The 24,610-nt window shown below is 73.9% G+C and carries 20 protein-coding genes; 11 read left to right on the plus strand and 9 right to left on the minus strand.

All coding sequences use genetic code 11. From position 1 onward, the window contains the following. Positions 1-37 precede the first annotated feature (37 nt). The 3 genes from ACQUFX_RS30215 to ACQUFX_RS30225 all read right to left on the minus strand — a co-directional run bounded on the left by ACQUFX_RS30215 (position 38) and on the right by ACQUFX_RS30225 (position 4,105). Positions 38-2,113: a hypothetical protein gene (locus tag ACQUFX_RS30215; RefSeq protein WP_428963541.1), complete on the minus strand. Its 2,076-nt coding sequence runs from the start codon at positions 2,111-2,113 to the stop codon at positions 38-40. Positions 2,114-2,328: 215 nt separating this feature from the next. Next, on the minus strand, positions 2,329-3,279 hold the full coding sequence (locus tag ACQUFX_RS30220; protein WP_428963542.1) for an LLM class F420-dependent oxidoreductase: 951 nt from the start codon (positions 3,277-3,279) through the stop codon (positions 2,329-2,331). Positions 3,280-3,283: 4 nt separating this feature from the next. Further along, a complete protein-coding gene (locus ACQUFX_RS30225) occupies positions 3,284-4,105 on the minus strand; it encodes an ABC transporter ATP-binding protein (protein ID WP_428963543.1) in 822 nt (273 codons plus the stop codon). 280 nt (positions 4,106-4,385) lie between these two features. Between ACQUFX_RS30225 and ACQUFX_RS30230 the strand changes: the two genes are divergently transcribed. Both ACQUFX_RS30230 and ACQUFX_RS30235 read left to right on the plus strand, forming a co-directional pair. Then, positions 4,386-5,417, plus strand: coding sequence for an ABC transporter substrate-binding protein (locus tag ACQUFX_RS30230; RefSeq protein WP_428963544.1), 1,032 nt, complete (start codon positions 4,386-4,388; stop codon positions 5,415-5,417). Between the two features lie 101 nt (positions 5,418-5,518). Next, positions 5,519-6,376: an ABC transporter permease gene (locus ACQUFX_RS30235; protein WP_428963545.1), complete on the plus strand. Its 858-nt coding sequence runs from the start codon at positions 5,519-5,521 to the stop codon at positions 6,374-6,376. An 87-nt stretch (positions 6,377-6,463) separates the two neighbouring features. Here ACQUFX_RS30235 and ACQUFX_RS30240 read toward each other — a convergent pair whose 3' ends face one another. Further along, positions 6,464-7,648, minus strand: coding sequence for an ABC transporter substrate-binding protein (locus ACQUFX_RS30240; protein WP_428963546.1), 1,185 nt, complete (start codon positions 7,646-7,648; stop codon positions 6,464-6,466). Positions 7,649-8,099: 451 nt separating this feature from the next. Between ACQUFX_RS30240 and ACQUFX_RS30245 the strand changes: the two genes are divergently transcribed. From ACQUFX_RS30245 to ACQUFX_RS30260, 4 genes are all read left to right on the plus strand, one after another. Continuing rightward, positions 8,100-11,204: a sensor histidine kinase gene (locus tag ACQUFX_RS30245; RefSeq protein ID WP_428963547.1), complete on the plus strand. Its 3,105-nt coding sequence runs from the start codon at positions 8,100-8,102 to the stop codon at positions 11,202-11,204. Then, a complete protein-coding gene (locus tag ACQUFX_RS30250; protein WP_067359650.1) occupies positions 11,201-11,608 on the plus strand; it encodes a roadblock/LC7 domain-containing protein in 408 nt (135 codons plus the stop codon). The genes ACQUFX_RS30245 and ACQUFX_RS30250 overlap by 4 nt, the downstream gene beginning before the upstream one ends. Before the next feature lie 127 nt (positions 11,609-11,735). After that, positions 11,736-12,101: a DUF742 domain-containing protein gene (locus ACQUFX_RS30255; RefSeq protein WP_067359651.1), complete on the plus strand. Its 366-nt coding sequence runs from the start codon at positions 11,736-11,738 to the stop codon at positions 12,099-12,101. Beyond that, positions 12,082-12,705, plus strand: coding sequence for a GTP-binding protein (locus ACQUFX_RS30260; protein WP_067359652.1), 624 nt, complete (start codon positions 12,082-12,084; stop codon positions 12,703-12,705). Before ACQUFX_RS30255 ends, ACQUFX_RS30260 begins: the two co-directional genes overlap by 20 nt. 314 nt (positions 12,706-13,019) lie before the next feature. Here ACQUFX_RS30260 and ACQUFX_RS30265 read toward each other — a convergent pair whose 3' ends face one another. The 5 genes from ACQUFX_RS30265 to ACQUFX_RS30285 all read right to left on the minus strand — a co-directional run bounded on the left by ACQUFX_RS30265 (position 13,020) and on the right by ACQUFX_RS30285 (position 20,779). Next, the gene (locus ACQUFX_RS30265; RefSeq protein WP_428963548.1) at positions 13,020-14,108 is read right to left on the minus strand and encodes a uroporphyrinogen-III synthase; all 1,089 of its coding nucleotides are present in this window, start codon (positions 14,106-14,108) and stop codon (positions 13,020-13,022) included. Then, entirely contained in the window at positions 14,109-14,456 is a 348-nt protein-coding gene (gene nirD, locus ACQUFX_RS30270) for a nitrite reductase small subunit NirD (protein WP_428963549.1), read from the minus strand. Then, complete coding sequence (gene nirB / locus ACQUFX_RS30275) at positions 14,453-17,044, minus strand: nitrite reductase large subunit NirB (RefSeq protein ID WP_428963550.1); 2,592 nt, start codon at positions 17,042-17,044, stop codon at positions 14,453-14,455. The genes nirD and nirB overlap by 4 nt, the downstream gene beginning before the upstream one ends. Further along, positions 17,041-18,477, minus strand: a complete 1,437-nt coding sequence (locus ACQUFX_RS30280; protein WP_428963551.1) for an FAD-dependent oxidoreductase — start codon at positions 18,475-18,477, stop codon at positions 17,041-17,043. The genes nirB and ACQUFX_RS30280 overlap by 4 nt, the downstream gene beginning before the upstream one ends. 85 nt (positions 18,478-18,562) lie before the next feature. Beyond that, positions 18,563-20,779, minus strand: coding sequence for a molybdopterin oxidoreductase family protein (locus tag ACQUFX_RS30285; RefSeq protein ID WP_428963552.1), 2,217 nt, complete (start codon positions 20,777-20,779; stop codon positions 18,563-18,565). 144 nt (positions 20,780-20,923) lie between these two features. Here ACQUFX_RS30285 and ACQUFX_RS30290 point away from each other — a divergent pair, with 144 nt between their 5' ends. The 5 genes from ACQUFX_RS30290 (at position 20,924) to rplM (ending at position 24,604) form a co-directional block, all read left to right on the plus strand. Next, positions 20,924-21,733: a class I SAM-dependent methyltransferase gene (locus tag ACQUFX_RS30290; protein ID WP_428963553.1), complete on the plus strand. Its 810-nt coding sequence runs from the start codon at positions 20,924-20,926 to the stop codon at positions 21,731-21,733. Between the two features lie 102 nt (positions 21,734-21,835). Then, positions 21,836-22,093, plus strand: a complete 258-nt coding sequence (locus tag ACQUFX_RS30295) for a DUF6364 family protein (RefSeq protein WP_067368781.1) — start codon at positions 21,836-21,838, stop codon at positions 22,091-22,093. 10 nt (positions 22,094-22,103) lie between these two features. Further along, positions 22,104-22,397 (plus strand): type II toxin-antitoxin system PemK/MazF family toxin, encoded by a 294-nt coding sequence (locus ACQUFX_RS30300; protein WP_428963554.1) that lies wholly within the window; start codon positions 22,104-22,106, stop codon positions 22,395-22,397. A 151-nt stretch (positions 22,398-22,548) separates the two neighbouring features. Beyond that, positions 22,549-23,934, plus strand: coding sequence for an MFS transporter (locus ACQUFX_RS30305; RefSeq protein ID WP_428963555.1), 1,386 nt, complete (start codon positions 22,549-22,551; stop codon positions 23,932-23,934). 226 nt (positions 23,935-24,160) lie between these two features. Further along, positions 24,161-24,604: a 50S ribosomal protein L13 gene (gene rplM / locus ACQUFX_RS30310; protein WP_018720634.1), complete on the plus strand. Its 444-nt coding sequence runs from the start codon at positions 24,161-24,163 to the stop codon at positions 24,602-24,604. Positions 24,605-24,610 lie beyond the last annotated feature (6 nt).

Raw genomic sequence — 24,610 nt, forward strand, 5'->3', positions numbered from 1 at the left:
ACGGCGGGTCCGGTCCGGCCGGCCCGGCAGTGCTGGGTCAGTCGCGGTGGTGCCGGCCGGGGGAGCGCAGCGACCGGGGGCCGACCTCCTGCTCCGGGCCGGGCCGGCCCAGCCCGGTGACCCAGTCGACGTACTCCTCGTCGTGTTCCGGCACCGGCTCCGAGCGGTCGCGTCCCCGGTCGGTCGCGGCCGGGTCGTCCTGCTCGGGCCGGTTCCGGTTGCGCCGGAACAGTCCACGCCGGAGGGTGAACCGGCCGGCGCCCGCCTCGGCGGTGGGCGTCCGGTCGGGCTCCTCCGGGGCGTCGGCCCCGGGGGCCGCCTCCGTGGCCGCGGCCGGCTCCGGCTGGTCGTCCTCGTCCCAGGCGGGTTCCGGGTCGGTGCGGCGGGGCGGGGCGAAGGCGTTCCAACTCGGCACGTTGGCGAGGTCGGGCAGCGGGAGCCGGTCGTGCCGGGTCGGCGCGGGCTCGGGGAAGGCGGCGCCGATCCCGGCGCCGTAGGGCCCGCTGTCCCCGGCCATCCCCCTCTCCGGTACGTCGAACCGGACCGCACCGACCTCGGCGGCGGTGCCACCCACCGGCGCGCCGCCCGCACCCGGGCCGTCGGACGTCGCGCCGGTGTAGGTCGTGCCGCTGTGCGTCGCGCTCTCCGGCGTCGTGGGCTCCGGGGCCATATCCTCCGGGGCCACAGCCTCCGGGGTCGTGGCCGGCGGGATCATCGTGGCCTCCGGAGCCGTGGTGGCGGGCGTCGTGCCGGCCACGGTCGGCGGGGCGGTGGTGGCGGGGAGGGGCGCGGGCCGGGTACCGGCGGTGGGTCGTGGCGTGGGAGTGTCGGTGCTGGTCACCGGCCACTCCCAGTGCGCGGGCGGGGGCACCGGGGGGCCGGTGGACCCGTCCGCCGGTGGTACGCCGCCCGTGGCGTCCTCGCCCGTTGCTGCCCGGTCCACCTGCGCGCCACCCACGAGACCCCCGCCGACCTCTCCTCCGGTGACCGGTACCGCGTCCACCGGTTCGCCTCCGACCGATTCCCCACCCACCGGCCCGGTGCCGGCCGTCCCGGTCGGGGACGGCGCACCGTCCGCCGACCGGTCGGTGGTCCCGACACCGCCCTCGCCGGGCAGCCCGGTTCCGGAGGGCAGGGGGAGGAGAATATCGGTCGGTTCGACGGCCCGGACGGTCCGGGCGGGGGTGGCCGGGGGTGCGGTGGCCGTCCGCCGGCCGGTCACCGCCCGGACGACCGACGGCCAGCCGGCACCGGTGGGCCAGCCGGGGACCGGCCACCGCCAGACGGTGGCGGCGGTGGCGCCGAGCGCGCCGGTGGCGACCGCGATCAGGGCACCGGCGTACGGGGCCGCCTGGTAGCGGTCCACCCCGACGCCGGGACCGGCGGCCAGGTACGTGAACGCGACGAGCGCCGGGCCGGCCACCCCGGACACGCCGGTCACCACGGGTGGGTGGCCGTGCCGACGGGCCAGGGTGCCGGTGACCGCACCGGCGAGCAGGGCCACGAGGGGCAGGAGCAGCACGGCCAGGCGCTGGGCGACGTCGGGGTCGAGCCAGGCCGGCTCCAGCACCCCGAGCCGTACCGTGGGCAGCGGACCGGTGCCGAGGATCGACGGCGTGACCGAGAGCAGCGCGAGCAGCCAGCCGGTGCCGGTGAGCAGCGCGACGTTCCAGCCCAGCGGCGGGTACAGCGGTACGGCGAGCGCGGCGCCGGCCCCGACCACCGCGCCGAGCAGGGCGCAGAGCGCGACGGCCCAGACCGGGTCGACCGCGCCGAGGTCCGCCGCGCGGGCCGGGCGCATGCACAGCGGTGCCACGACGGTCGCGCCGAGGCCGGCGGCACCGGCGACCGCGAGCTGCACCGCCGGGCCGACCGGCAGCCGGTCGCGGTGGGCCAGCCGGTCGGCCACCACGGCCCCGGTGGTGGCGGCGACCGCCGCGAACCAGCCCGCCCAGACGAGTTGGGCCGGCCAGCGGTCGGCCGCCGCACCGGTGTAGTCGCCGGTGAAACGGAGGATGCCGAACGCGTAGCCGATGCCGAGTTGGCCGGCGCCGGCCAGCGCACTCACCCCGAGTGCGGTGGGCAACAACCGGCCCCAGGTCCGAAACGCCATGTCCGGCACGTTACGGCCCGATGCATCCGATCGCCACCTTCGCCCAGCGTGCCGCGGCGACGCGCCCTCGGCGGGTCTACGTGAGTTGGACCAGGCGGGGAAGATATGTCGTGTCCCCGACACCGGTGAGCAGAGGTGTCAGACCCGGGCCCGTCCGTTCCCGTCGACGATCTCCTGGCCCACCGGGCCGGGTCCGAGGTCCCGGCTGATGCCGGTCACCCGGTTCCGTTCACCTGGGGGAGCACCTCGCTGGCGATGAGTTCCAGGTGGTCGAGGTCGGCGAGGTCGATCAGGCGCAGGTGGACCCGGGTGGTGCCGATCGCGGCGAACTCGCCGAGCCGGTCGACCAGTTGCGCGGGGGAGCCGACCACCGGATCCTCCGGCGGCAGCGCGGTCTTGACGTGCAGCGGAGCGGCCCGTCGCTGCGACTCGGCGTCGGTGCGCCCGATGGCGACCACGACGCCGGCGGAGAGCACCAGCGGGGCGCGGTCGGAGTCGGTGCGGCCGAACCGGTCACAGGCTTCCAGCACCCGGTCGTACATGTCGGCGGTGTCGGCGACGGTCCGGAACGGCATGTTGAACTCGTCGGCGAACCGGGCGGCCAGCTCCGGGGTGCGCTTCGGCCCGCTGCCGCCGATGATGATCGGCGGTCCGGGCGCCTGCACCGGCTTCGGCAGGGCGGGAGAGTCCCGCAGTTCGTAGTGGTCGCCGACGTAGGTGAAGGTCTCGCCCGGCGGGGTCCGCCACAGCCCGGTGATCACGTCGAGCTGCTCGGAGAGCCGGTCGAAGCGCTCACCGACGGCCGGGAACGGGATGCCGTACGAGGCGTGCTCCCGCTCGTACCAGCCGGCGCCGATGCCCAGGTCGACCCGGCCGCCGCTCATCTGGTCGACCTGGGCCACCAGCACCGCGAGCGGGCCGGGCAGCCGGAAGGTGGCCGAGGTGACCAGCGTGCCGAGCCGGATCCGGCTGGTCTCCCGGGCCAGCCCGGCCAGGGTGACCCAGGCGTCGGTCGGGCCGGGCAGGCCCGGATCGGCACCCAGCGCCTGATAATGGTCGGCCCGGAGGAAGCCCTCGAACCCGCCCGCCTCGGCGAGCCGGGCGAAGCGCAACTGGTCGTCGTAGGTCGCGCCGCGGTGCGGCTCGGTGAAGACGGTCAGCCGCATGGTGTCATGCCCCCAGGCCTGTGGCTGTCAGGGCGCCGGCGCCCACGGCGACCGGCTGGGGAGCATCCGGCGCGTGCCGCTCCATCAACAGTTCGTGCAGGTCCGCGCTGACCCGGGCGACGTCGGCCAGGTGCGCGTTGCGGCCCAGCGAGCGCGGCCGGGGGATGTCCACCTCGACCACCTTGCGGATCCGGCCGGGGCGGGGGCTGAGCACCACCACCCGGTCGGCCAGCAGCACCGCCTCGTCGATCGAGTGGGTGACGAAGACGATCGTCGCCTTGGTCTCCATGTGTACCCGCTGCAACTCCCCGGACAGTTCCTCGCGGGTGAGCGCGTCGAGCGCGGAGAACGGCTCGTCCATCAGCATCACCCGGGGCTCGCCGATCAGCGACCGGCACAGCGACACCCGCTGCTGCATGCCGCCGGAGAGCTCGTGCGGCAGGCGCTTCTCGAAGCCGGCCAGCCCGGCCATGTCGAGCAGCTGTCGGGCCCGGTCGCGGTACTTCGCCCGGCTCCAGCCGAAGAACTCCACCGGCAGCAGGACGTTGTCCAGGACCGTGCGCCACGGCAGCAGTGCCGGCTTCTGGAACAGCATGGCGATGTCCCGGCGTGGTCTGGTGATCGGGGTGCCACCTACAGTGATCTCGCCGCCGGTCGCCGGCAGGAGGCCGGCGACCATTCGGAGCAGAGTGGACTTGCCGCAACCGGACCGGCCGAGGACGGCGACGAACTCGCCCTCCGCGACGTGCAGGTCGATGCCGCGCAGGGCTTCGACGTGGCCGGTGCGTCCGTGGAAGGTTCGAGATACCCCAGAGAGTCGGATCATCCCCGGCTCGCCTCCTTGAGCTGCCATGAGCTGCGATGTTCTCGGGTCGGGCCAGGGTAGCGAAGGAGTGTTCACTACGAACAGTCCGGGGTGGATTTCTGTTTGTTTTCGTTCCGCAACGTGATGTGACTGGTGACCATCAGGTACAAGTCTCGTACGCTGTGCCCGCGAAGAATCCCCTCCTACGGTGGCGCCGATCTCCCCCTGGATCGGCGTCGGCGCAGTTCGACGACCCTCCCGGGTGGCTGAATCCCCCGGTGGGAAAGGACATGGTGCACTGATGAGAAGGCTGACCCGTACGGTCGCCGCTGCCACGCTGGCCACCGCCCTCGCCCTGGTGACCGCGTGCAGCAGCGGTTCGGACGACGCCGAGCAGTCAGCAGGAGGTAACGGTGGGTCACTGGAGAAGGTGACCTACCTCACCTCTTTCGGCAACTTCGGTCGTGACGCGTACGCGTGGGTGGCAAAGGACAAGGGCTTCTTCAAGGAGGCCGGCTTCGACGTCGAGATCCAGCCCGGTCTGGGCACCAACGGCGTGATCCAGGCCGTCGTCAGCGGCAAGGCCCACTTCGGACCGATCGACCTCACCGGTGGTCTGCTCCAGGTCGGCAACGGCCAGGCCAAGGACTTCACCGTGATCGCCGCCATCCACCAGCGGACCATGGCCGGCATCGCCACGCTGGAGGGCAACGGCATCGCCACGCCCAAGGACCTGGAGGGCAAGAAGCTCGCCGACGCCCCGGGTTCCGTGGTGCGCAACCTCTTCCCGACGTACGCGCGGATGGCCGGCATCGACGCCAGCAAGGTGCAGTGGGTCAACGGCGACCCGCAGAGCCTGATCGGCACCCTCTCCTCCGGCAGCGTCGACGGCATCGGCCAGTTCGTCGTCGGCCAGCCGACGATCGAGACGGTCTCCAAGAAGAAGGCCGTCATGCTGCCGTACAGCAACGTGATGCAGGACCTCTACGGCAACGCGCTGATCACCTCCAGCAAGCTCGCCAAGGAGAACCCGGAGATGGTCAAGCGGTTCAGCGCCGCGCTGCTCAAGGGTCTGGAGTACGCCCTGGCCCACCCGCAGGAGGCCGGGGACATCCTGAAGAAGAACGTCGAGGCCAGCGTGCCGGCGGCAGCCGCCGCCGAGCTGTCGCTCATGGCCGGGTACGTCCGGTCGAACAACACCGGTACCGCGCTCGGCACCCTGGACAACGGCCGGGTCGCCAAGAGCATCGCGATCCTGCAGGGCGCCGGGGCGCTCGACCAGAACATCACTCCGGACCAGATCATCGACTTCAGCCTGACGCCGAAGGCCTGATCGGACCGTCCGTCACACGGGGGTACGTCCCCGCCGGTGCTCCCGGCGAGGCGTACCCCCCTGTCGTCGGCCGCGACGGCCGGCACGTTGAGGAGGACAAGATGACTGACGTCCGGTTACCGGCGGTGCCGACACCGCCGGTCGGAGCGGACAACCCGGCGGCCGGCGGGCCGACCGGGACCGGCGCGGCGGTCCGCGCCCAGGCCCCGGCGGTGCTGCTGCCCGGGGCCGGCCTGCTGGTCGCCTTCGTGGTCTGGTGGGCGACCGCCCGGCTGGAGCTGGTGCACCCGGCGGCGCTGCCCACCCCCGGCTCGGTGCTGGCCGCGTTCGTCGAGAAGCCCGCGCCGATGCTGGAACACGCCTGGGTCACCACCCTGGAGATCCTGCTCGGCTTCGCCCTCTCGGCGGCGGCCGGCATCCTGATCGGGCTCTCGCTGGCCGCCTCCCGCACCGTGGAGCGGATGTTCACCCCGCTGCTGGTCGCGATCAACGCGGTACCGAAGATCACCCTCGGGCCGCTGCTGGTGGTGGCGCTCGGCTGGGGTCAGACGCCGATCCTCACGATGGTGTTCCTGCTCTGCTTCTTCCCGATCGTGCTCTCCACCGCCACCGGGCTCACCACCACCCCCGCCGACCTGGCCGAGCTGGCCCGCTCCTGGAACGCCTCCTGGTGGCAGGCGTTCCGCAAGGTCCGGTTCCCGGCCGCGCTGCCGCAGATCTTCGTCGGGCTGAAGGTCGCCATGCCCCTGGCCGCGATCGGCGCGGTGATCGGGGAGTTCCAGGCCGGTGAGGGTGGCCTGGGCTACGTCATCCAGCAGTACGCGGGCATCGGCGACACCGCCACGTCCTGGGCGGCCATCATCCTGGTCGCGCTGGTGAGCATCCTGCTCTACTCGGCGTTGGTGCTCGCGGAGCGGATCGCGCTGCCCTGGGTGCGGGAGACCACCTCGAACCGCTGACCACCACGGACCGTCGACGGGTCGGTCCGCCGACCGGAAGCTGGCCGGCCTCCCCTCGGGAGGCCGGCCAGCCGGGTCGGTCGGGCGTCAGCCGGCCAGCCGCCACCGACCGCCCCGGGCGACCAGGGTGGTGAGCGCCTGGGGCATCAGCCCGGAGTGGTTGTCCGGCGTCATCCGGATCGGGCCGGAGAGCCCGTCCATCTGCGAGGTCTCCAGCACGTCCCGGATGCCGTCGCGGGCCGCCTGCCGGCCCGCCCCGTCGCCGCGCCGCAGCTCGGCGTCCGCGATGAGCTGCACGGCGTCCGCCGCGAACGAGGAGAGGCCGTGGTACCCGCCGAAGCGTGCGGTGTAGTCCTGGAACCACTGCCGCCGGGCCGCCTTGGCCGGCGTCGTGGCGATCACGTCGTCGATCGCCATGGTCTGGGTGAACACCAGGGTCGCCTGGCTGCTGGCCCGCGCCGACGTGCCGAGGAAGAGGTCACCGCCGGCCACCGCGTCGAAGTAGAGGTTGCCCTCGAAGCCGGCCTGCGCGGCGCTGTTCGAGACGAGGGCCGCCTGCTCCGGCGAGGTCCACACGATCAGCGCCTCCGGGTCGCGGCCGACCAGTTGCTGGACCGGCTGGGCGAGGTCGGTGACGGTGCTGCGGACGGCGGTGCTGCGGACCAGCGTGACGTTGGCCTTGACGAACTCGCTGCGCAGCGCGGCGAGCCCCTCCCGGCCGTAGTCGTCGTCGCTGTACAGCACCGCGACCCGGCGGACGCCCGCGCGGCCCAGCTCGTTGACGAGCACGCCGGCGCTGTCCGCCGCGGTCGGAGCGAGCTGGAACACGTACCGGCGCTCGGCCACCGGGTTGCTGATGTCGCCGGCCGGGGCGAGGGCGATGGTGGGTACCCGCCGCTCGTTGATGGTCCGGACCGCGCCGACCGCGCACTCGTTGCAGCCACCCATGATGATGGCGCTGACCGCGTCGTCGTTGCCGAAGTCACCGACGTTGCGCAGCGACTCGGCGGCGTCCGAGCGGTTGTCCTTCACCCGCAGCTCGACCTGCCGGGCGCCCAGCGCGCCGGAGGCGTTGAGCTGCTCGACCTTCAGTTCGAGTGCGCGTTGGTACGCCTTGCCGACCGGCGCGGCGGCACCGGAGAGTTCCAGGTCCGCGGCGATGACGATCGGACTCGTGTCCTGCTCCTCCGCGCCGAACTGGCAGCCGGTGAGCGTGGTGGCCACCAGGGCCGATGCGAGCGCCGCGATGGTCGCGGAGCGGATGGGGGTCAACTCAGTCCTCCAGGATGCGGCCCGGGGTTGGTGCCCGGTCACCGCCGGTTCTGCCGTCCTCATTGCAGGATCGGCAATCGTGTGCCGTACGGTGTGCGCGAAGCCTGCAAAACCTTGCCAATGCCGGGCCCTGCGGTCAAGCGCGGGATGCCGGTAGGCGTTTCGGGACGACCGTCCCACATGTTGGGGACACCGGGTGTTCACAAACGCTCACTTTGCAGATTCATCCGACCACTCTGGATTACGTGCCCTGGTCAGGGGCGGTAGAGAATTGGCGGTATCAGGTGATCGGTGCGTGTGTCGGGCCGGGCCCGACCGTTCTCTTTCGCACGGCGGCTTCCCAAAACGGATCTTCTCTGATGAAATCGCGGCCGTGCCGCGCGCTGCGCTGTCCGTTGCACGAGGCGCGGGTCGGCGGGTCAGGCGTGGAAGAAACGACGGAGGCGATGTCGTGAGCACCGGACCTACGACCCTGCCCGAGAGCGGCGAGACCAGGAAGCGCGGCCTTCGTGGACGACTGCCCCGGCTGCGGGACGCCCGGATCCGGTCCAAGCTGGCGCTGATCCTGGTCGTCCCGGTGGCGGCGGTGATCGCGCTGGCCACGATCCGGCTGATCTCGACCGGTGAGGGCGCCGTCGAGGCCACCCGGATCCGGGCCCTCACCGCGCTCTCCCTCGACGTCTCGGCGCTCACCCAGGACCTGCACCGGGAGCGGATGACGGCGGCGGCGTACCTGGCCGCGCCGGGCCGCTCGGCCGACGACTACAACCTGCGGGTACGGCGTACCGACGAGCGGATCGCCGACTACCGCGAGGAGCGGGGCCGCCTCGGTGACGTGCCGAACGCCGTCCGTACCCGGCTCGACGTCATCGACACCCACCTGGAGACGCTGAACAACACCCGGCAGGAGGTGCTGGACCGGCGTCAGATGCCGGTCGCGGCGGCGGCCCTGCGGTACGGCGTCATCCTCAACGACCTCGTCTCCTACGGCGACGTGCTGGCCCAGCTCCCCGGTGAGGAGCGCCTGGCGGAGAGCCGGCGCGCGGTCGCCGCGTTCAGCCGCGCGAAGGGCGCCGTCGCCGAGGAGGAGGCGGTCGCCTACACCGCGCTCGTCGGCGGACGGCTCGACGAGGAGCAGTTCTCCTCCTTCGTCGCCACGCTGACCAGCCAGCAGGAGGCCCTGCTCGCCTTCTCCCTCGCCGCCGACCCGGCCCAGCGCGCGTTGGTGGAGAACTCGGTCTCCGGTGACGCGGTGGGTCTGGCCGACCGGGTGTCCTCCGACATCACCCGTTCGGTCGGTCAGCGCAGCCCGCTGGTGAGCGCCGCGGACGCGGCCAACTCGATCGGCGCGGTCAACGACCTGATGCGGTGGGCCGAGGTGCGGCTCCAGGAGAGCCTGCTCGCCGACGTGGAGGCGGCCCGGTCGGCCGTCATCCGGCAGGCCATCGTCGAGTCGGTGCTGGTCCTGCTCACCCTCATCATCGCCATCACCCTGGCCGTGGTGCTGGCCCGGTCGCTCAACCAGTCGCTGCGCCGGCTGCGGGAGGGCGCCCTGTCGGTGGCCAACCACGACCTGCCGGAGGCGGTGGCCCGGCTCCAGAACATCAACAACGTCGGCGACGGCGGTGTGGACGAGATCGTCCGGCAGGTACGGGACCCGATCAAGCTCAACAACCGCGACGAGGTGGGGCAGGTCGCCCTGGCCTTCAACGTGGTCCACCAGGAGGCGGTCCGGGTCGCCGCCGAGCAGGCCGCGCTGCGGACCAGCGTCTCGGCGATGTTCCTCAACCTGGCCCGGCGCAGTCAGACGCTGGTCGACCGGATGATCGGCGAACTGGACGCGATCGAGCGCAGCGAGGAGGACCCGAAGCGGCTCGCCCGCCTCTTCGAGCTGGACCACCTGGCCACCCGAATGCGCCGTAACGACGAGAACCTGCTGGTCCTGGCCGGTGCGGACTCGGCGGTGCCCCGTCGCGACGACGCCCTGCTGGTCGACGTGCTGCGGGCCGCGCAGTCCGAGGTGGAGCAGTACAACCGGATCGAGTTCGGCACCGTCGACACCGACGTCTCCGTCGCCGCGCACGCCGTCAACGACGTGGTGCGGCTGGTCGCGGAGCTGCTGGACAACGCCACCCGGTTCTCCGCGCCGAACACCACCGTGGTGGCCGACGGCCGCCGGATCCGCGACTACGTGCTGATCCAGATCGAGGACCGGGGACTCGGCCTCACCGACGAGCAGCTCGACTCGCTCAACCGGCGGCTGGCCGCCCCGTCGACCGTGGACGTCGCGGCGTTCCGGCTGATGGGCCTGGCCGTGGTGAGCCGGCTCGCCTCCCGGTACGCCATCCGGGTGGAGCTGCGCCGCAACGTGGAGGGCGGCACGGTGGCCCAGGTGACGCTGCCGGCCGCGACCGTGGTCCTGCCGACCCAGCGGGGCCGGGAGCAGATCGAGAGCCGGCCGCGTCAGCCGGTGGCCGAGCCGAGCCCGCTCACCCCGGCCGGTCTCGGCGACCCGCTCGCCGGTGGCGGCCGGACGGCCACCCTCACCGAGCAGTGGCGGACCAGCACCACCACCACGCCCAGCTCTCCCGCCTGGTCGAGCCCGGTGGAGGCCCGCAACACCGCGCCGACGGTCCGGGCCGGCGGGGGTTCGCTGACCCCGACCAGCGCGCCGGAACCGACGCCGGTGGCCCCGGCCGAGCCGGCACCCACCTCCGGCCTGTCGGTGGGCTCGCCCACCGTCGCCTACCCCACCGTCGACCCGCTGCCCCGGCGGGCGCCGATCGACGAGCCGACCCGGCCGTCGACCCCGGCGCTGCCGCTGGGGCCGACCGCCGGCCTGCCGGCGGCCCCGGCTCCGGCCACCCCGCCGGCCCCGGCCGCACCCCCGGCCCCGACGTCGACCGCGGTGCCCTCCGCGCCCGTGATGGGGCGTCGGGACCAGCCCGCCGAGGCACCGATATTCCGGGAGATGGAAGCGGTCTGGTTCCGGTCGCACGGCAACGACGAGACGGCCATCTTCACCCGGCCCCGCTTCGACCAGGAGCCGGGCGCCGGGACCCAGCAGCCGGCGGCCACCGCCTCGCCGGCCCGGCCGCCGCTGCCCACCCGGACCCCGGGCGCGGCTGCCACGCCACCGCCGGTGCAGGCACCACCCCCGTCGTACCCGCCGACCCCGGCCGCCCCGGCCACCCCGGCCGTACCGGTGTCACCCGCCCCGGCCGCCAGCGCCGTCCCGGCCCCGCCGACCCCGCCCCCCGCGGCCCCGGCGGTCGAGCCGGAGGCGTGGCGGACCGCAGCCGACGACGGCTGGAACCGGGCCAGCCGGGCCGCCGAGCCGGCCGCCTCCGGGACCACCCGGTCCGGGCTGCCGAAGCGGGTACCGCAGGCCCAGCTCGTCCCCGGTGGGATCGAGCCCAAGGGCGGCCGGGACCGGAGCCGGCGGACGCCGGACGAGGTACGCGGCCTGCTCTCCGCGTACCATCGCGGCGTCCAGCGTGGACGCACGGCCGGGGCCGATCAGAACAGCACCTCGACCAAGGAGACGAGTCGATGAACAGGCCAGCGGCTATGCAGGACATGAGTTGGCTGCTCACCAACTTCGCCGACAGCGTGGCGGGCATCGCGCACGTGGTGGCGGTGTCCGCGGACGGGCTGCTGCTCGCCTCCTCGCGGGACCTGCCGGCGGACCGGGCGGACCAGCTCGCGGCGATCACCTCCGGCGTGGTCAGCCTCACCGAGGGCGCCGCCCGGATGTTCAGCGCGGGCGGCGTGCTCCAGACCGTGATCGAGATGGACAGCGGATACCTGTTCCTCATGTCGATCAGCGACGGCTCCTCGATGGCGGTGCTCGCCGCCCGTAGCTGCGACGTGGGCCAGGTCGGGTACGAGATGGCGCTGCTGGTCGAGCGGGTCGGCGCGGCACTGGTGCCGCTTCCCCGTGACGCAGTGCGGTCGTGACACGGCGGCCGGGCGTGGGGGCCCGGACGACGCCGTCGCCGGTCGGCCCGGCGCCGTCGCCGTCGGCCCGGCCGGGGCACAGGTGAACCGGTACCGGTCGGTGCCGGACGAGAGGAGGTGATCGCGGATGGACCAACGTCGCTCGGACCCGCGGGGTGCGCTGGTGCGCCCGTACGCGGTCACCCGCGGACGCACCGAGCCTCGCCAGGACATCGCTCTGGAGGCGGTGCTGACGGCCAGTCCGACCGCGGTCGCCGAATCGCGGTTCGCCGGGCACGACAAGCACCGGATCGCCTCGGTCTGTGAGGGGCGGGCGCAGTCGCTGGCGGAGATCGCCGCGTACACCCGGATGCCACTGGGCGTGGCCCGGGTGCTGGTCGCCGACATGGTGGCCGAGGGTCTGCTGACGCTACACACTGCCGCTCCCGCCGACGGGTACGAGGAGCGAATGGAAATCCTTGGAAGGGTGCTAAGTGGACTTCGCAGGCTATGACCCCGCCGGGGCCCGCCAGAACCGGGGAATCGTCTCGGCGAAGATCGTGGTCGCGGGTGGCTTCGGCGTGGGCAAGACGACCCTGGTCGGCGCGATCTCGGAGATCACTCCGCTGACCACCGAGGCGGTGATGACCGCCGCCGGCGTCGGCATCGACGATCCGTCCAAGGTGCCCGGCAAGGAGACCACCACGGTCGCCATGGACTTCGGCCGGATCACCATGGCCCAGGACCTGATCCTGTACCTGTTCGGTACGCCGGGTCAGACCCGCTTCTGGTTCATGTGGGACGAGATCATCCGGGGGGCGGTGGGTGCCGCCGTCCTGGTGGACACCCGGCGCATCACGGACGCCTTCGCCCCGCTGGACTACTTCGAGAACCGCCGGCTGCCGTACGTCGTGGCGCTCAACCACTTCGACGGCGCGTCGCAGTACGAGCTCGACGAGGTCCGCGAGGCGCTGGCCATCTCGCCCCAGGTACCCCTGGTCTGGACCGACGCCCGGCAGCGGGAGTCGGTCAAGCAGGTACTGGTGACCGTCGTCGAGCACGCCATGATGCGGCTGGAGGCCGAGCACGGCCGAGGCTTCCCCACCCCGGTCGGCTGACCGACCCGTACCCCACCGCCCCTGCCGTCCCACCCCGACGGCAGGGGCGCCCCACTTCCCCCTCCCTCCCACCCCCGCCCTCCCCACCCACCCCGCTGCCCCGCCCCCCACCCACCCCGCCGCCCCCGCCCCCGCCCCGCCGCCCCGGTGATCATGGAGTTGGCGGCATCGGTGGAGATCGAGACTGCCGTCAAGTCCATGATCAACCGGGGGCAGGGGGCAGGGGGCAGGGGGCAGGGGGCAGGGGGCAGGGGGCAGGGGGCAGGGGGCAGGGGGCAGGGGGCAGGGGGCAGGGGGCGGGGGCAGGGTGGGGGTTAGTCGGTTCGGAGGCGGTAGCCGCGTTTTACCACGGTCTGGATCACGTGGGGGGCTTTCAGGCCGGCGCGGAGGCGGGCCACGGCCATCTCGACCGCGTGCTCGTCGGCGCCCCGGGGCAGGGTGCGCAGCAGGGCGGTCCGGGACATCACCCGGCCGGGGGAGCGGGCCAGCTCGCGCAGCACCGCCATCGGCGCCGGGGCGAGTGGGCGCAGCTCCCCGTCCACCACGGCGGCGTGGCCGCGCAGGGTGATCAGGTGGCCGGCCGCCTTCAGGCTGACCGTCCGGCGGGGCAGCTCGTCGACGATGGTGCGGACCAGCGCGCCGAGCCGGGCCCGGGCCGGCGCGGAGACCGGCACCCCCCGCCGGCGCAGCGGCTCGGCGGTCACCGGCCCGACACAACTGGCCAGGACGTCCTCGCGCAGCGCCGACAGCAGGGTGTCGGTGCGGTCCCCGGCCGCCCGCAGCAGCGACTCCGCCGCCGCCGCCGAGGTGAAGGTGACCGCGTCCACCAGCCGGCCGGCGACCAGGTCGATGAGCCGGTGCAGGGGCGCCGGGTCGGTCGGTGGGGCCCAGCGGTACACCGGGACCTCGATCACCGTCGCCCCGGCCGCCTCCAGCGCCAGGGTGCACTCCGGCTGCCGCTCACCGTGTAGCTGCATGGCGATGACCTGCCCGGCGACTCCCCGCTGCCGCAGGTGGTCGACCACCTCGTCGCAGCTCTCCGAGGCCGGTGACCACTGGTCGTACAGCCCGGCGGCGCGGATCGCCCCGCGCGCCTTCGGGCCCCGGGCCACCACGTACGAGCGGGTCAGCACGGAGCGCAGCGGCTCGGCCAGCCCCCACCCCTCGGCCGCCTCCAGCCAGCCGCGCATCCCGATGCCGGTGTTCGCCATCAGGATGTCCGGCGGCCGGTCCAGGCAGGCCCGGGTCGCCTCGCGCAGCTCGGTGTCGTCCGCCAGCGGGACGATCCGCAGCGCCGGGGCGAGGACCACCCGGGCTCCGCGCCGCTCCAGCAGCGCGGCGAGTTCGTCGCGCCGGCGGTCGGCGGTCACCCCGATGGTGAAGCCGGCCAGTTCGTCGCGCATTCATTCCTCCTGTCGCAGCCGCACCTCGACCAGTCCGTCCCGGCAGCGCACCTCGTGCCGGGACACGGAGACCCCCGGCAGGTCGAGACAGTCCCCGGTACGCAGGTCGTACACCTGCTTGTGCAGGGGTGAGGCCACGGTCGGCACACCGTTGCGGCTGCCGACGATGCCCCGGCTCAGCACGTACGCGCCGCTGACCGGGTCCTGGTTGTCGAGCGCGAAGAGGCCGTCGGCGGTCCGGAAGAGCGCCACCTGTACGCCGTCGACCAGCGCCGCGACGCCCCGGTCGGACTCCAGCCGGTCCAGTGGGCAGACCGCCGTCCAGTCCAGGACGAATGCCGTGGTCATCGCCGTACCTCCGGCATGCCGAGGGTGACGGGCTGCCGGCGGCCACCGACGGTGGCCGGCTCGCCCGCGCCTGCGGTGCCGGTGTCGGGGCCGGGGCCGGGGCCGGCCGTGGTCGGGGGTGGCCCGCCGCGTACCGGGACCGGCTGGCCCCGGACCACCTCGAAGCTGATCGAGGGGTCGGGGACGTCCGGGGCGTTGACGAAGGAGGTGAAGCGGCGCAGCCGCTCCGGGTCGTCGAGGGTGTCGCGCCACTCGTCGGAGTAGGACCCGACGTGCCGGGCCATCGCCGCCTCCAACTCGGCGCAGAGCCCCAGCGAGTCGTCCACGAGCACCGCCCGCAGGTGGTCCAGGCCGCCGTCCATGGCCTCGATCCACGCCGCGGTGCGCTGCAACCGGTCCGCGGTGCGGATGTAGTACATCAGGAACCGGTCGATCAGCCGGACCAGGTCGTCGGTGCCCAGGTCGGTGGCGAACAGGTCGGCGTGCCGGGGCCGGAAGCCGCCGTTGCCGCCGACGTAGAGGTTCCAGCCGGTCTCGGTGGCGATGACCCCGAAGTCCTTGCTGCGGGCCTCGGCGCACTCCCGGGCGCAGCCGGAGACCGCCGACTTCAGCTTGTGCGGGGCGCGCAGCCCCCGGTACCGCAGCTCCAGCGCCACGGCCAGGCCGACCGAGTCCTGCACCCCGTACCGGCACCAGGTGTCGCCGACGCAGGACTTCACCGTGCGCAGCGACTTGCCGTACGCGTGCCCGGACTCGAATCCGGCGTCGACCAGCCGCCGCCAGATCAGCGGGAGCTGCTCCACCCGGGCCCCGAACAGGTCGATCCGCTGCCCACCGGTGATCTTGGTGTAGAGGTTGAAGTCCCGGGCCACCTCGCCGATGACGATCAGCTTCTCCGGGGAGACCTCCCCGCCCGGGATCCGGGGCACCACCGAGTACGTGCCGTCGCGTTGCAGGTTCGCCAGGAAGTGGTCGTTGGTGTCCTGCAACGACGCCTGCTCGCCGTCGAGGACGTACCCGCTGCCGAGTGAGGCGAGGATCGAGGCGACCACGGGCTTGCAGATGTCGCAGCCGCGCCCCCGCCCGTGCTCCGCGATGAGCTGGGAGAAGGTCCGCACCCCGCGGACCCGGACGATGTCGAACAGCTCCTGCCGGCTGGTGTCGAAGTGCTCGCACAGCGCGGTGGACTGGCGCACCCCGGCCGCGTCGAGCAACTGCTTGAGCATCGGCACGCAGGACCCGCAGCTCGTCCCGGCCCGGGTGCAGGCCTTCAACGCCGGCACGTCGGCGCAGCCGCCGGCGATCGCCGCGTCGACGTCGTCCTTGGTCACCGCGTTGCAGGAGCAGACCTGCGCGGTGCCGGGCAGCGCCGCCGCGCCCGCGCCGCCGCCCGCGTCGGCCGGGGCGAGCAGCGCCAGCGGCGGACCGGGCAGCGGCCCGCCGACGCTGGCCCGCAGCGTCGGGTAGGCCGTCGCGTCCCCGACCAGCACCCCGCCGAGCAGGGTTTGCGCGTCGTCGGAGAGGACCAGCTTCGCGTACGTGCGGGTGGCCGGGTCGGTGAAGGTGACGTCCAGGCAGCCCTCGGTGGTGCCGTGCGCGTCACCGAAGGACGCCACGTCCACGCCGAGCAGCTTCAGCTTGGTCGCGGTGTCCGCGCCGGGGAAGGTGGCCGCCCCGCCGAGCAGCCGGTCGGCGACCACCTCGGCCATCGCGTACCCGGGGGCGACCAGGCCGTGGCAGACCCCGTCCACCGCCGCGCACTCGCCGACCGCCCAGATCCGCTCGTCCGCCGTCCGGCACCCGGCGTCGACCAGCACCCCGCCGCGTGGGCCGAGGTCGAGCCCGGCGGCGCGGGCCAGCTCGTCGCGGGGGCGGATGCCGGCGGCGACCACCACCACGTCCGCCTCGACCGCGGTACCGTCGCCGAGTTCCAGCGCGGTGACCGTGCCGTCCGGGCCGGGCCGCAGCGCCGTGGTCGCCACCCCCAGGTGGGTGGTCACCCCCAGCTCCTCGACGTACCGGCGCAGCATCGCGCCCCCGGCGGTGTCCACCTGCACCGGCATCAGCCGGGGGGCGAACTCCACCACGTGGGTGGCCAGCCCCAGCAGGCGCAGCGCGTTCGCCGCCTCCAGGCCGAGCAGCCCGCCACCGACCACCGCCCCGGTGTGCCGGCCGGCGGCGTGCGCCCGGATCGCGGCCAGGTCGTCCAGGGTGCGGTAGACGAAGACCCCCGGCAGGTCGGTGCCGGGCACCGGCGGCACGAACGGGTACGAGCCGGTGGCCAGCACCAGCGCGTCGTACGGGTACTCGCCGTGGGCCGTGGTGACCACCCGCCGGTCCCGGTCGAGCCCGGTGACCGCCTCGCCGAGGCGCAACTCCACCCCGTCGTCCGGGGTGTGCAGGTTCAGCTCCTCGGCGCTCACCCCGTCGAAGTACGCCGACAGCCGCACCCGGTCGTACGCCGGCCGCCCCTCCTCGCCGAGCACCGTGACCTGCCACCGCTGTGCGGTGTCCCGGGCCCGCAGCGCCTCGACGAAGCGCTGCCCGACCATGCCGTTACCGACGACGACCAGCCGTCCGCCGTTCATCGCGTCACCTCCACCGAATCCGATCCGGAGAGCCAGTCGACGATCCCGGTCACCGCGTCCCGGCAGCTTCCGCAGCCGGTACCGGCCCGGGTCGCGGCGACCACCGCGTCCACCGACCTGGCCCCGTCCCGCCAGCAGCGCACCAGCGCGCCCTTGCTGACGTTGTTGCACTGGCACACGGTCGCCGCGTCCGGCATCAGCGCCGGCGTCTCGGCGGTCGTGGGGGCGGCGCCGCCGAGCGCCCGGCCGAGCAGCAGCGCCCGCCGGTCGGCCGGGACCGGGCCGCCCCGGTCGAAGAGTTGGATCACCGTGCCGACGGACGGGTTGTCGCCGACCAGGATCGCGGCGGTCAGCCGTTCCCCGGCGATCCGCAGCCGGGCGTACGTGCCCCGGGCCGGGTCGGCGAAGGTCAGCTCCTCGCCCTCGCCGTCCGTCGGGTCGCCCATCGCGGCCAGGTCGATACCGGCCGCCTTGAGCCGGGTCACCGGCGGCCGGGGCCGGTACCGGGCCGTCGGGTCCGCGCCGGTCAGCACCTGCGCCAGCACCCGGGCCTGGGCCCAGGCCGGCGCGACCAGCCCGCTGACCCCGTCGCTGTGCTGCGCGCAGTCGCCGATCGCCCAGATCCGCTCGTCACTGGTCCGCAGCCGGTCGTCCACCAGCACGCCCCGGTCCACCCGCAGCCCCGCCTCGGCGGCCAGCGCGGTGTCCGGGCGTACCCCGCAGGCGAGCACCAGCAGGTCGGCGGTGAGCGACCGGCCGTCGGCCAGGTCCAGGCGGATTCCGTCGCCGTCGGCCGTCACGGCGGTGGCCGCGACCGCGAGGTGGGCGGTCACGCCGAGCCCGGCCAGGGTTCCGGCGAGCACCGCGCCGGCCGCCGGGTCGAGTTGCCGCTCCATCAGGTACCCGCGCGGGTGCACCACGGCCACGTCGAGGCCCCGGCTGGCCAGCCCCCGGGCCGCCTCCAGCCCCAGCAGCCCGCCACCGAGCACCAGGGCCCGGCGGGCGTGGGCCGCCACGGCGAGGATCCGCCGGCAGTCGTCCAGGGTCCGGAACGGCACCACCCGCTCCGGCAGCGCGGCCGGATCCAGGCCGGGCAGCGGCGGTACCCAGGCCCGGCTGCCGGTGGCGAGCACCAGGTGGTCGTACCCGATCTCCTCGCCGTCGGCCGTGCGGACCGTGCGGGCCGCCCGGTCGATGCCGGTCACCGCGACGCCGGTCCGCACGTCGACACCGTGCCCGGCGGCCTCGGTCAACTCCACGTCCGGCTCGTCGATCTTGCCGGCGAGCAGCGTGGACAGCATGATCCGGTTGTACGCCCGGTGCGGCTCCGCGCCGAGCACGGTGACCTTCCGGTCGCCCGGGTGCCCGAGCAGGTCGGCGGCGAGTCGCGCGCCGGCCATGCCGTGCCCGACGATCACGATCCGTTCGCTCACGACCGTCTCCCGTCGAACCTCGTCCGTAGTCCGCCCCGGCGTGCGGGTCCGGGCCGCCCGTCGGTCGTCGCGCCGTCCGTGCCGGTCATGCCCGCTCCACCCGGACCGCGCAGATCTTGAACTCGGGCATCCGGGAGACCGGGTCCAGCGCGTCGTTGGTGACCGAGTTCGCCCGGCCGGCGCCGGCCCAGTGGAACGGGGCGAAGACGGTGTCCGGCCGGATCGTCGGGGTCAACCGGGCCGGGGCGCGCATCTCGCCCCGCCGGGAGACGACCCGCAGGTCGTCGCCGTCGGCGACGCCGAGCCGGGCCGCCAGGTCGGGGTGCAGCTCCACGAAGGGCTCCGGCGCTGTGCGGCGCAGCGCGGCGACCCGCCGGGTCTGCGTCCCGGACTGGTACTGGGCGAGGACCCGCCCGGTGGTCAGGTGCAGCGGGTACTCGGCGCAGACCTCCTCGGCGGCGGGCCGGTGTTCGACCGGGTGGAACCGGGCCCGTCCGTCGGGGGTGGCGAAGCGCTCCGCGAAGAGCCGGGGGGTGTCCGGGCCGTCCTCGTCCGGGCAGGGCCAGAAGACGCCGTCGGCGGCGTCGATCCGCTCCCAGGTCACCCCGGCGTAGTCGGCCGGCCCGCCGGCCGAGGCCCGCCGCAACTCCGCGAAGACCATCCGGGGATCCGTCGGGTCCGCCTGCGCGGCTGCCGTCTGCTCGGCCGCCACCGGTGCCGCCTGCTCGGCCGCCGCCCCGGGCCCGGGTGTTAGGAGGGGGCCCTTCCTATACCGGAAGCGATAAGAAGGGGCCCTTCCTTCCAGGCGGGCGGCGAGGTCGGCGAGGATCTCCAGGTCGGTGCGGACGCCGGGCGGGGGTTCCCGCAGGGCGCGGCGACGCAGCACCCGACCCTCCAGGTTGGTCATGGTGCCGTCCTCCTCGGCCCACTGGGCGGTGGGTAGCACCACGTCGGCCAGGGCGGCCGTCTCGGAGAGCAGGAAGTCGGCGACGACCAGCAGGTCCAGCGAGCGCAGCCGGTCGGTGACCCGGGCCGCGCGGGGTGCCGACACCACCGGGTTCGAGCCGAAGAGCAGCATCGCCTTCGGGCCGTCCGCGGTGCCGAGGGAGTCCAGCAGTTCGTACGCGCTCACCCCGGGGCCGGGCAGCGTCTCGGCGGGTACGCCCCAGACCCGGGCCACGTGCTCCCGGGCCGCCGGGTCGTCGATCTTGCGGTACCCGGGCAGCTGGTCGGCCTTCTGCCCGTGCTCCCGGCCACCCTGGCCGTTGCCCTGCCCGGTCAGGCAGCCGTACCCGGAGCCGGGGCGGCCGGGCAGGCCCAGGGCGAGCGCGAGGTTGACGAAGGCGGTGACCGTGTCCACGCCCTTGGCGTGCTGCTCGGCGCCCCGGGCGGTGAGGATGATCGCCCGTTCGGCGGTGCCCAGCGCGCGGGCGGTCGCCACCAGGTCCACGACCGGTACGCCGGCCAGCGCCTCCGCCCGCGCCGGCCACCACCCGGCCACGCTGCGGCGGACCGCCTCGAAGCCGGTGGTCCGGTCGGCCACGTACGCCCGGTCCACCCAGCCCTCGGTGAGGGCGACGTGCAGCAGCGCGTTGGCGACCGCGAGGTCGGTGCCGGGCAGCGGTTGCAGGTGCAGGTCGGCCTGGCGGGCGGTGGCGGTGAGCCGGGGGTCGACCACGATCAGCCGTCCGCCCCGCTCCCGCTGCTCGGTCAGGTACCGCATCAGCGGCGGCATGGTCTCCGCCGGGTTCGCCCCGACCAGCAGCAGGGTGTCCGCGTGACCGAGGTCGGCGAGCGGGAAGGGCAGCCCCCGGTCGACGCCGAAGGCGCGCAGCCCGGCCGCCGCCGCCGAGGACATGCAGAACCGTCCGTTGTAGTCGATGTTGCGGGTACGGAGTGTGACGCGGGCGAACTTGCCGAGCGCGTACGCCTTCTCGTTGGTCAGGCCGCCGCCGCCGAAGACGGCGACCGCGTCGCGGCCCTGCCGGGCCCACAGCTCGCGGATGCCGGTGGCGACCCGGTCCAGGGCGGCGTCCCAGCTCGCGGGGCGCAGCTCGCCGCTGGCCGGGTCGCGCAGCAGGGGAGTGGTGAGTCGTTCGGTGTGGTCGAGCAGGTCGGCGGAGGTCCAGCCCTTCTGGCAGAGCCCGCCGCGGTTGGTCGGGAACTGTCGGGGCTGGACGGTGACCCGGCCGGCCTCCTCGCGCAGCGTCATCCCGCACTGGAGAGCGCAGTACGGGCAGTGCGTGGCCGCCTCGCGGGGCTGCCGCCCTGCTCGGGTGGCTGCTCGTGCACCGTCTGTCATGTGGCAGAGCGTGCCGCCGGGCGGTTTCCGGTCCGGGTCCCTTCTGTTTCGAACCTGTCAAGAGCGGCTCACACCGACTCCGGGAAGAGCGACAACCCGCTGGTCTACAATATGAGATAGTTGTCTCATAATTCGGGAGACGGGATGGGTGTGGCAGAGGCGTTCGACGCCGTGGCGACCGGTTACGATCAGGCACGCCGACGGCTGGTGCCGTGCTTCGACGACTTCTACCGGACCGCCGTTCAGGTGGCCGAGCCGCCGCTGGCGGAGGCGCTCGCCGCCGGCCGGGTCCCCCGGGTGCTCGATCTCGGCGCGGGCACCGGGCTGCTCTCCCGGCTGGTCGCCGCGACCGTTCCCGACGTCCGGTTGACCCTGCTGGACGCCGCCCCCGCCATGCTCGCCGTGGCCGGCGAGCACCTGGCCGCCGCCGGGGTGCCGCACCGCCGCGTGGTGGCCGACCTGAACGACCCGCTGCCCGCGCCGGAGCCCGACCGGCCCGGCGGCGACCAGGCGGCCGACGGTTCCGGCGGCGGCGACCCCGCGCCGCCGGCCGGCGGGTCCGGTGGCGACGCCGCGCCGCCGGCCGGCGGTCCTGGCGGGTACGACGCGGTGGTCAGTGCCCTGGCGATCCACCACCTCGACGACGCCGGCAAGCGTGAGCTGTACCGGCGGGTCCGGGGCGTGCTGCGCCCCGGCGGTGTCTTCGTCAACGCCGAACAGGTCGCCGGTCCGACCCCCGCCCTGGACCGCCGCTACCACGAGGTGTGGCTGCGCCAGATCACCGCGCTCGGCTCGGACGCCGCCGAGATCGCCGCCGCCGAGGAGCGGATGGCGTACGACCGGCCGGCGCCGGTGGGCGACCAGTGCCGCTGGCTCGCCGAGGCCGGCTTCGTCGACGTCGACTGCCACTTCAAGGCGTGGCGCTTCGCCGTCTTCGGCGGCGTCGCGGGCTGACCCGACGGCGTCGCGGGCTGACCCGGGCGTCGCGGGCTGACCGGCGGCGTCCGGCGGTCGTTCGGGATGACCGGTGGTCGTACCGGCGGTACGCTGACCGGCATGACTGCCAAGGTGACGCTCTCCTTCTCCGACGAGACGATCGAGCAGGCCCGGCGGTTCGCCAAGCGGGAAGGGCTGTCGCTGTCCGCCTGGATGGACCTGGCAGCCCGGGAGAAGGCCCTGCGGGAGGTCTTCCACGCGCACGCCGCCGCCGTCGGCCGCGCCGGGCTGGACCTGGAGTCCGCCGCGCTGGCCGACGCGGACGAGGTGGGCATGGTCGACGACGTGCTCTTCGGCGGGCGTGGCCGCGCCGCGTAGGGGAGCCGGCGTGCTGCGCAGGGGCGAGGTCTGGCGGATCGAGGGCGCCCGGGAACGGCTCGGGCTGGTGGTCAGCTCCGACGTCTACAACTCCACCGACGTGCCCATCGTCATCGTGGTCGAGGTGGTCCAGGAGTCCCTGCTGCGGGACTCCCCGCTGGCGGTCCGGATGGGCGACCACGTGGTGATGCCGGACCGGATCTCGTCGCCGATGAAGAAGTGGTTCACCGAGTGCGTCGACGTGGCCGACGACGACACCATGCGGCAGATCGGCCGGGCCCTGCGCATCCTCCAGCAGCTCTGACCCCCGTCGATGGGCCGCCGCCCGGCGGGTCTCACCATCGCCGGGTTGCGGCCGTGCGTTCTCCGTAGCCGTCCCGACCTCCGGCGGGCACCCGGCGGTAATTCCGCGTTCCTAGCGTCCCTCCTGGTCACACCGACGAGGAGGAGCCGCCGTGAGCACGCTCGCCCCCACCCCGACAGCGCCCACCGAGCAGCGTCCACCCGGTGGGCGCCGGCACCGCATCGACGACTGGCGTCCGGAGGACCCCGACTTCTGGCGGACGACCGGCGCCCGGGTCGCCCGGCGCAACCTCTGGGTGTCGATCTTCGCCGAACACGTCGGGTTCTCCGTGTGGAGCCTCTGGTCGGTGACGGTGCTCTTCCTCGGCCCCGAGTACGGCATCGACCCGGCGGGGAAGTTCCTGCTCACCGCCGTACCGGCGGCGCTGGGCGCGGTGCTGCGGCTGCCGTACACCCTGGCGGTGGCCCGGTTCGGCGGGCGGACCTGGACGATCGTCAGCGCCCTGCTCCTGCTGGTGCCGGCGGTGCCGATGGCGGTGCTGCTGGAGCCCGGCGTCTCGTACGGCACGCTGATGGTGCTGGCCTGCCTGACCGGGGTCGGCGGAGGCAACTTCGCCTCGTCGATGGCGAACATCAACCTGTTCTTCCCGGACCGGCTCAAGGGCCGGGCGCTCGGGCTCAACGCCGGGGGCGGCAACATCGGCGTGCCGGCGGTGCAGCTGGTCGGGCTGGCGGTGCTCGCCACCGTCGGGACCGCGTACCCCCGGTTGGTGCCGGCGGTCTACCTCCCGCTGATCGTGCTCGCCGCGCTGGCCTCGGCCCGCTGGCTGGACAACATCCCGGCGGCCCGCAACGAGCCCGGCGCGCTGCGCGAGGCGGCCCGGGACCGGCACACCTGGGTGATGTCGCTGCTCTACATCGGCACCTTCGGCTCGTTCATCGGCTTCGGCTTCGCCTTCGGCCAGGTCCTCCAGCTCCAGTTCGCCGACCGCTTCCCCACCCCCGTCGACGCGGCCTGGCTGACCTTCCTCGGCCCGCTGATCGGCTCGCTGATCCGGCCGCTCGGTGGCCAGCTCGCCGACCGGCTCGGCGGGGCCCGGGTCACCTTCTGGAACTTCGTCGCGATGGCGGCCGGGGCGGGGCTGGTCCTCTACGCCGCCCGGGACCGGTCGTTCCCGCTGTACCTGGTGGGCTTCCTGGCCCTCTTCGTCTTCTCCGGCGTCGGCAACGGCTCGACGTACAAGATGATCCCGGCGATCTTCCGGGCCCGCGCGGCGGCCTCGGTGGCGCAGGGGCGGCGCGATCCGGAGTCCGCCGAGCGGTGGACCCGGCGGATGACCGGGTCGTTGATCGGCATCGCGGGTGCGGTCGGGGCGTTCGGCGGGGTGCTGGTCAACGTCGCCTTCCGGCAGTCCTTCCTCAGCTCGGGCACCGCCGACGCCGCGTACCTCGCCTTCATCGGCTGGTACGCGCTCTGCTTCGTGGTCACCTGGGTGGTGTACCTGCGGCCGGGGCGGCACCGGCTGCCCGGGGTGTGAGTTTGCTCTCGATCCGGTGCCCGGGCGCGCGGGGGTGGACCCGTTTTGACCTGCCGACCGGGCGCCGGGTATCGTTGCCTGCTGTTGTACGACATCCAGTGGCGTGCCCTTCCAGGTACGCTTGGTCGTTCGTGCGCGCTGGTCCGACCTGGAGTCCCTGGTCAACTCGGAATCCCTGGTCACCTCGGCGCGCGTCCCCAGACCGACGACGAGACAAGGTAGACCTGTGCGTACGTACAGCCCGAAGCCGGGTGAGATCGAGCGTCAGTGGCACGTCATCGACGCCTCTGATGTCGTGCTGGGCCGCCTGGCCACCCACGCCGCCACGCTGCTGCGCGGTAAGCACAAGCCGACTTTCGCGCCGCACGTCGACACGGGCGACTTCGTCGTCATCGTGAACGCGGGCAAGGTCGCGCTGACCGGCAACAAGCGGCAGCAGAAGATCGCCTACCGCCACTCCGGTTACCCGGGTGGTCTGAAGCAGGTCGGCTACGACGAGTTGCTGACCAAGCGTCCCGAGCGGGCCATCGAGCTGGCCGTGAAGGGGATGCTCCCGCACAACAAGCTCGGCCGGAAGCTCATCAAGAAGCTGAAGGTCTACGCCGGTGCCGAGCACCCGCACGGCGCGCAGCAGCCGGTGCCGTTCGAGATCAAGCAGATCGCGCAGTGAGCGCGG

The sequence above is a fragment of the Micromonospora fluostatini genome (assembly GCF_050410825.1).
Classification (GTDB): domain Bacteria; phylum Actinomycetota; class Actinomycetes; order Mycobacteriales; family Micromonosporaceae; genus Micromonospora; species Micromonospora rosaria.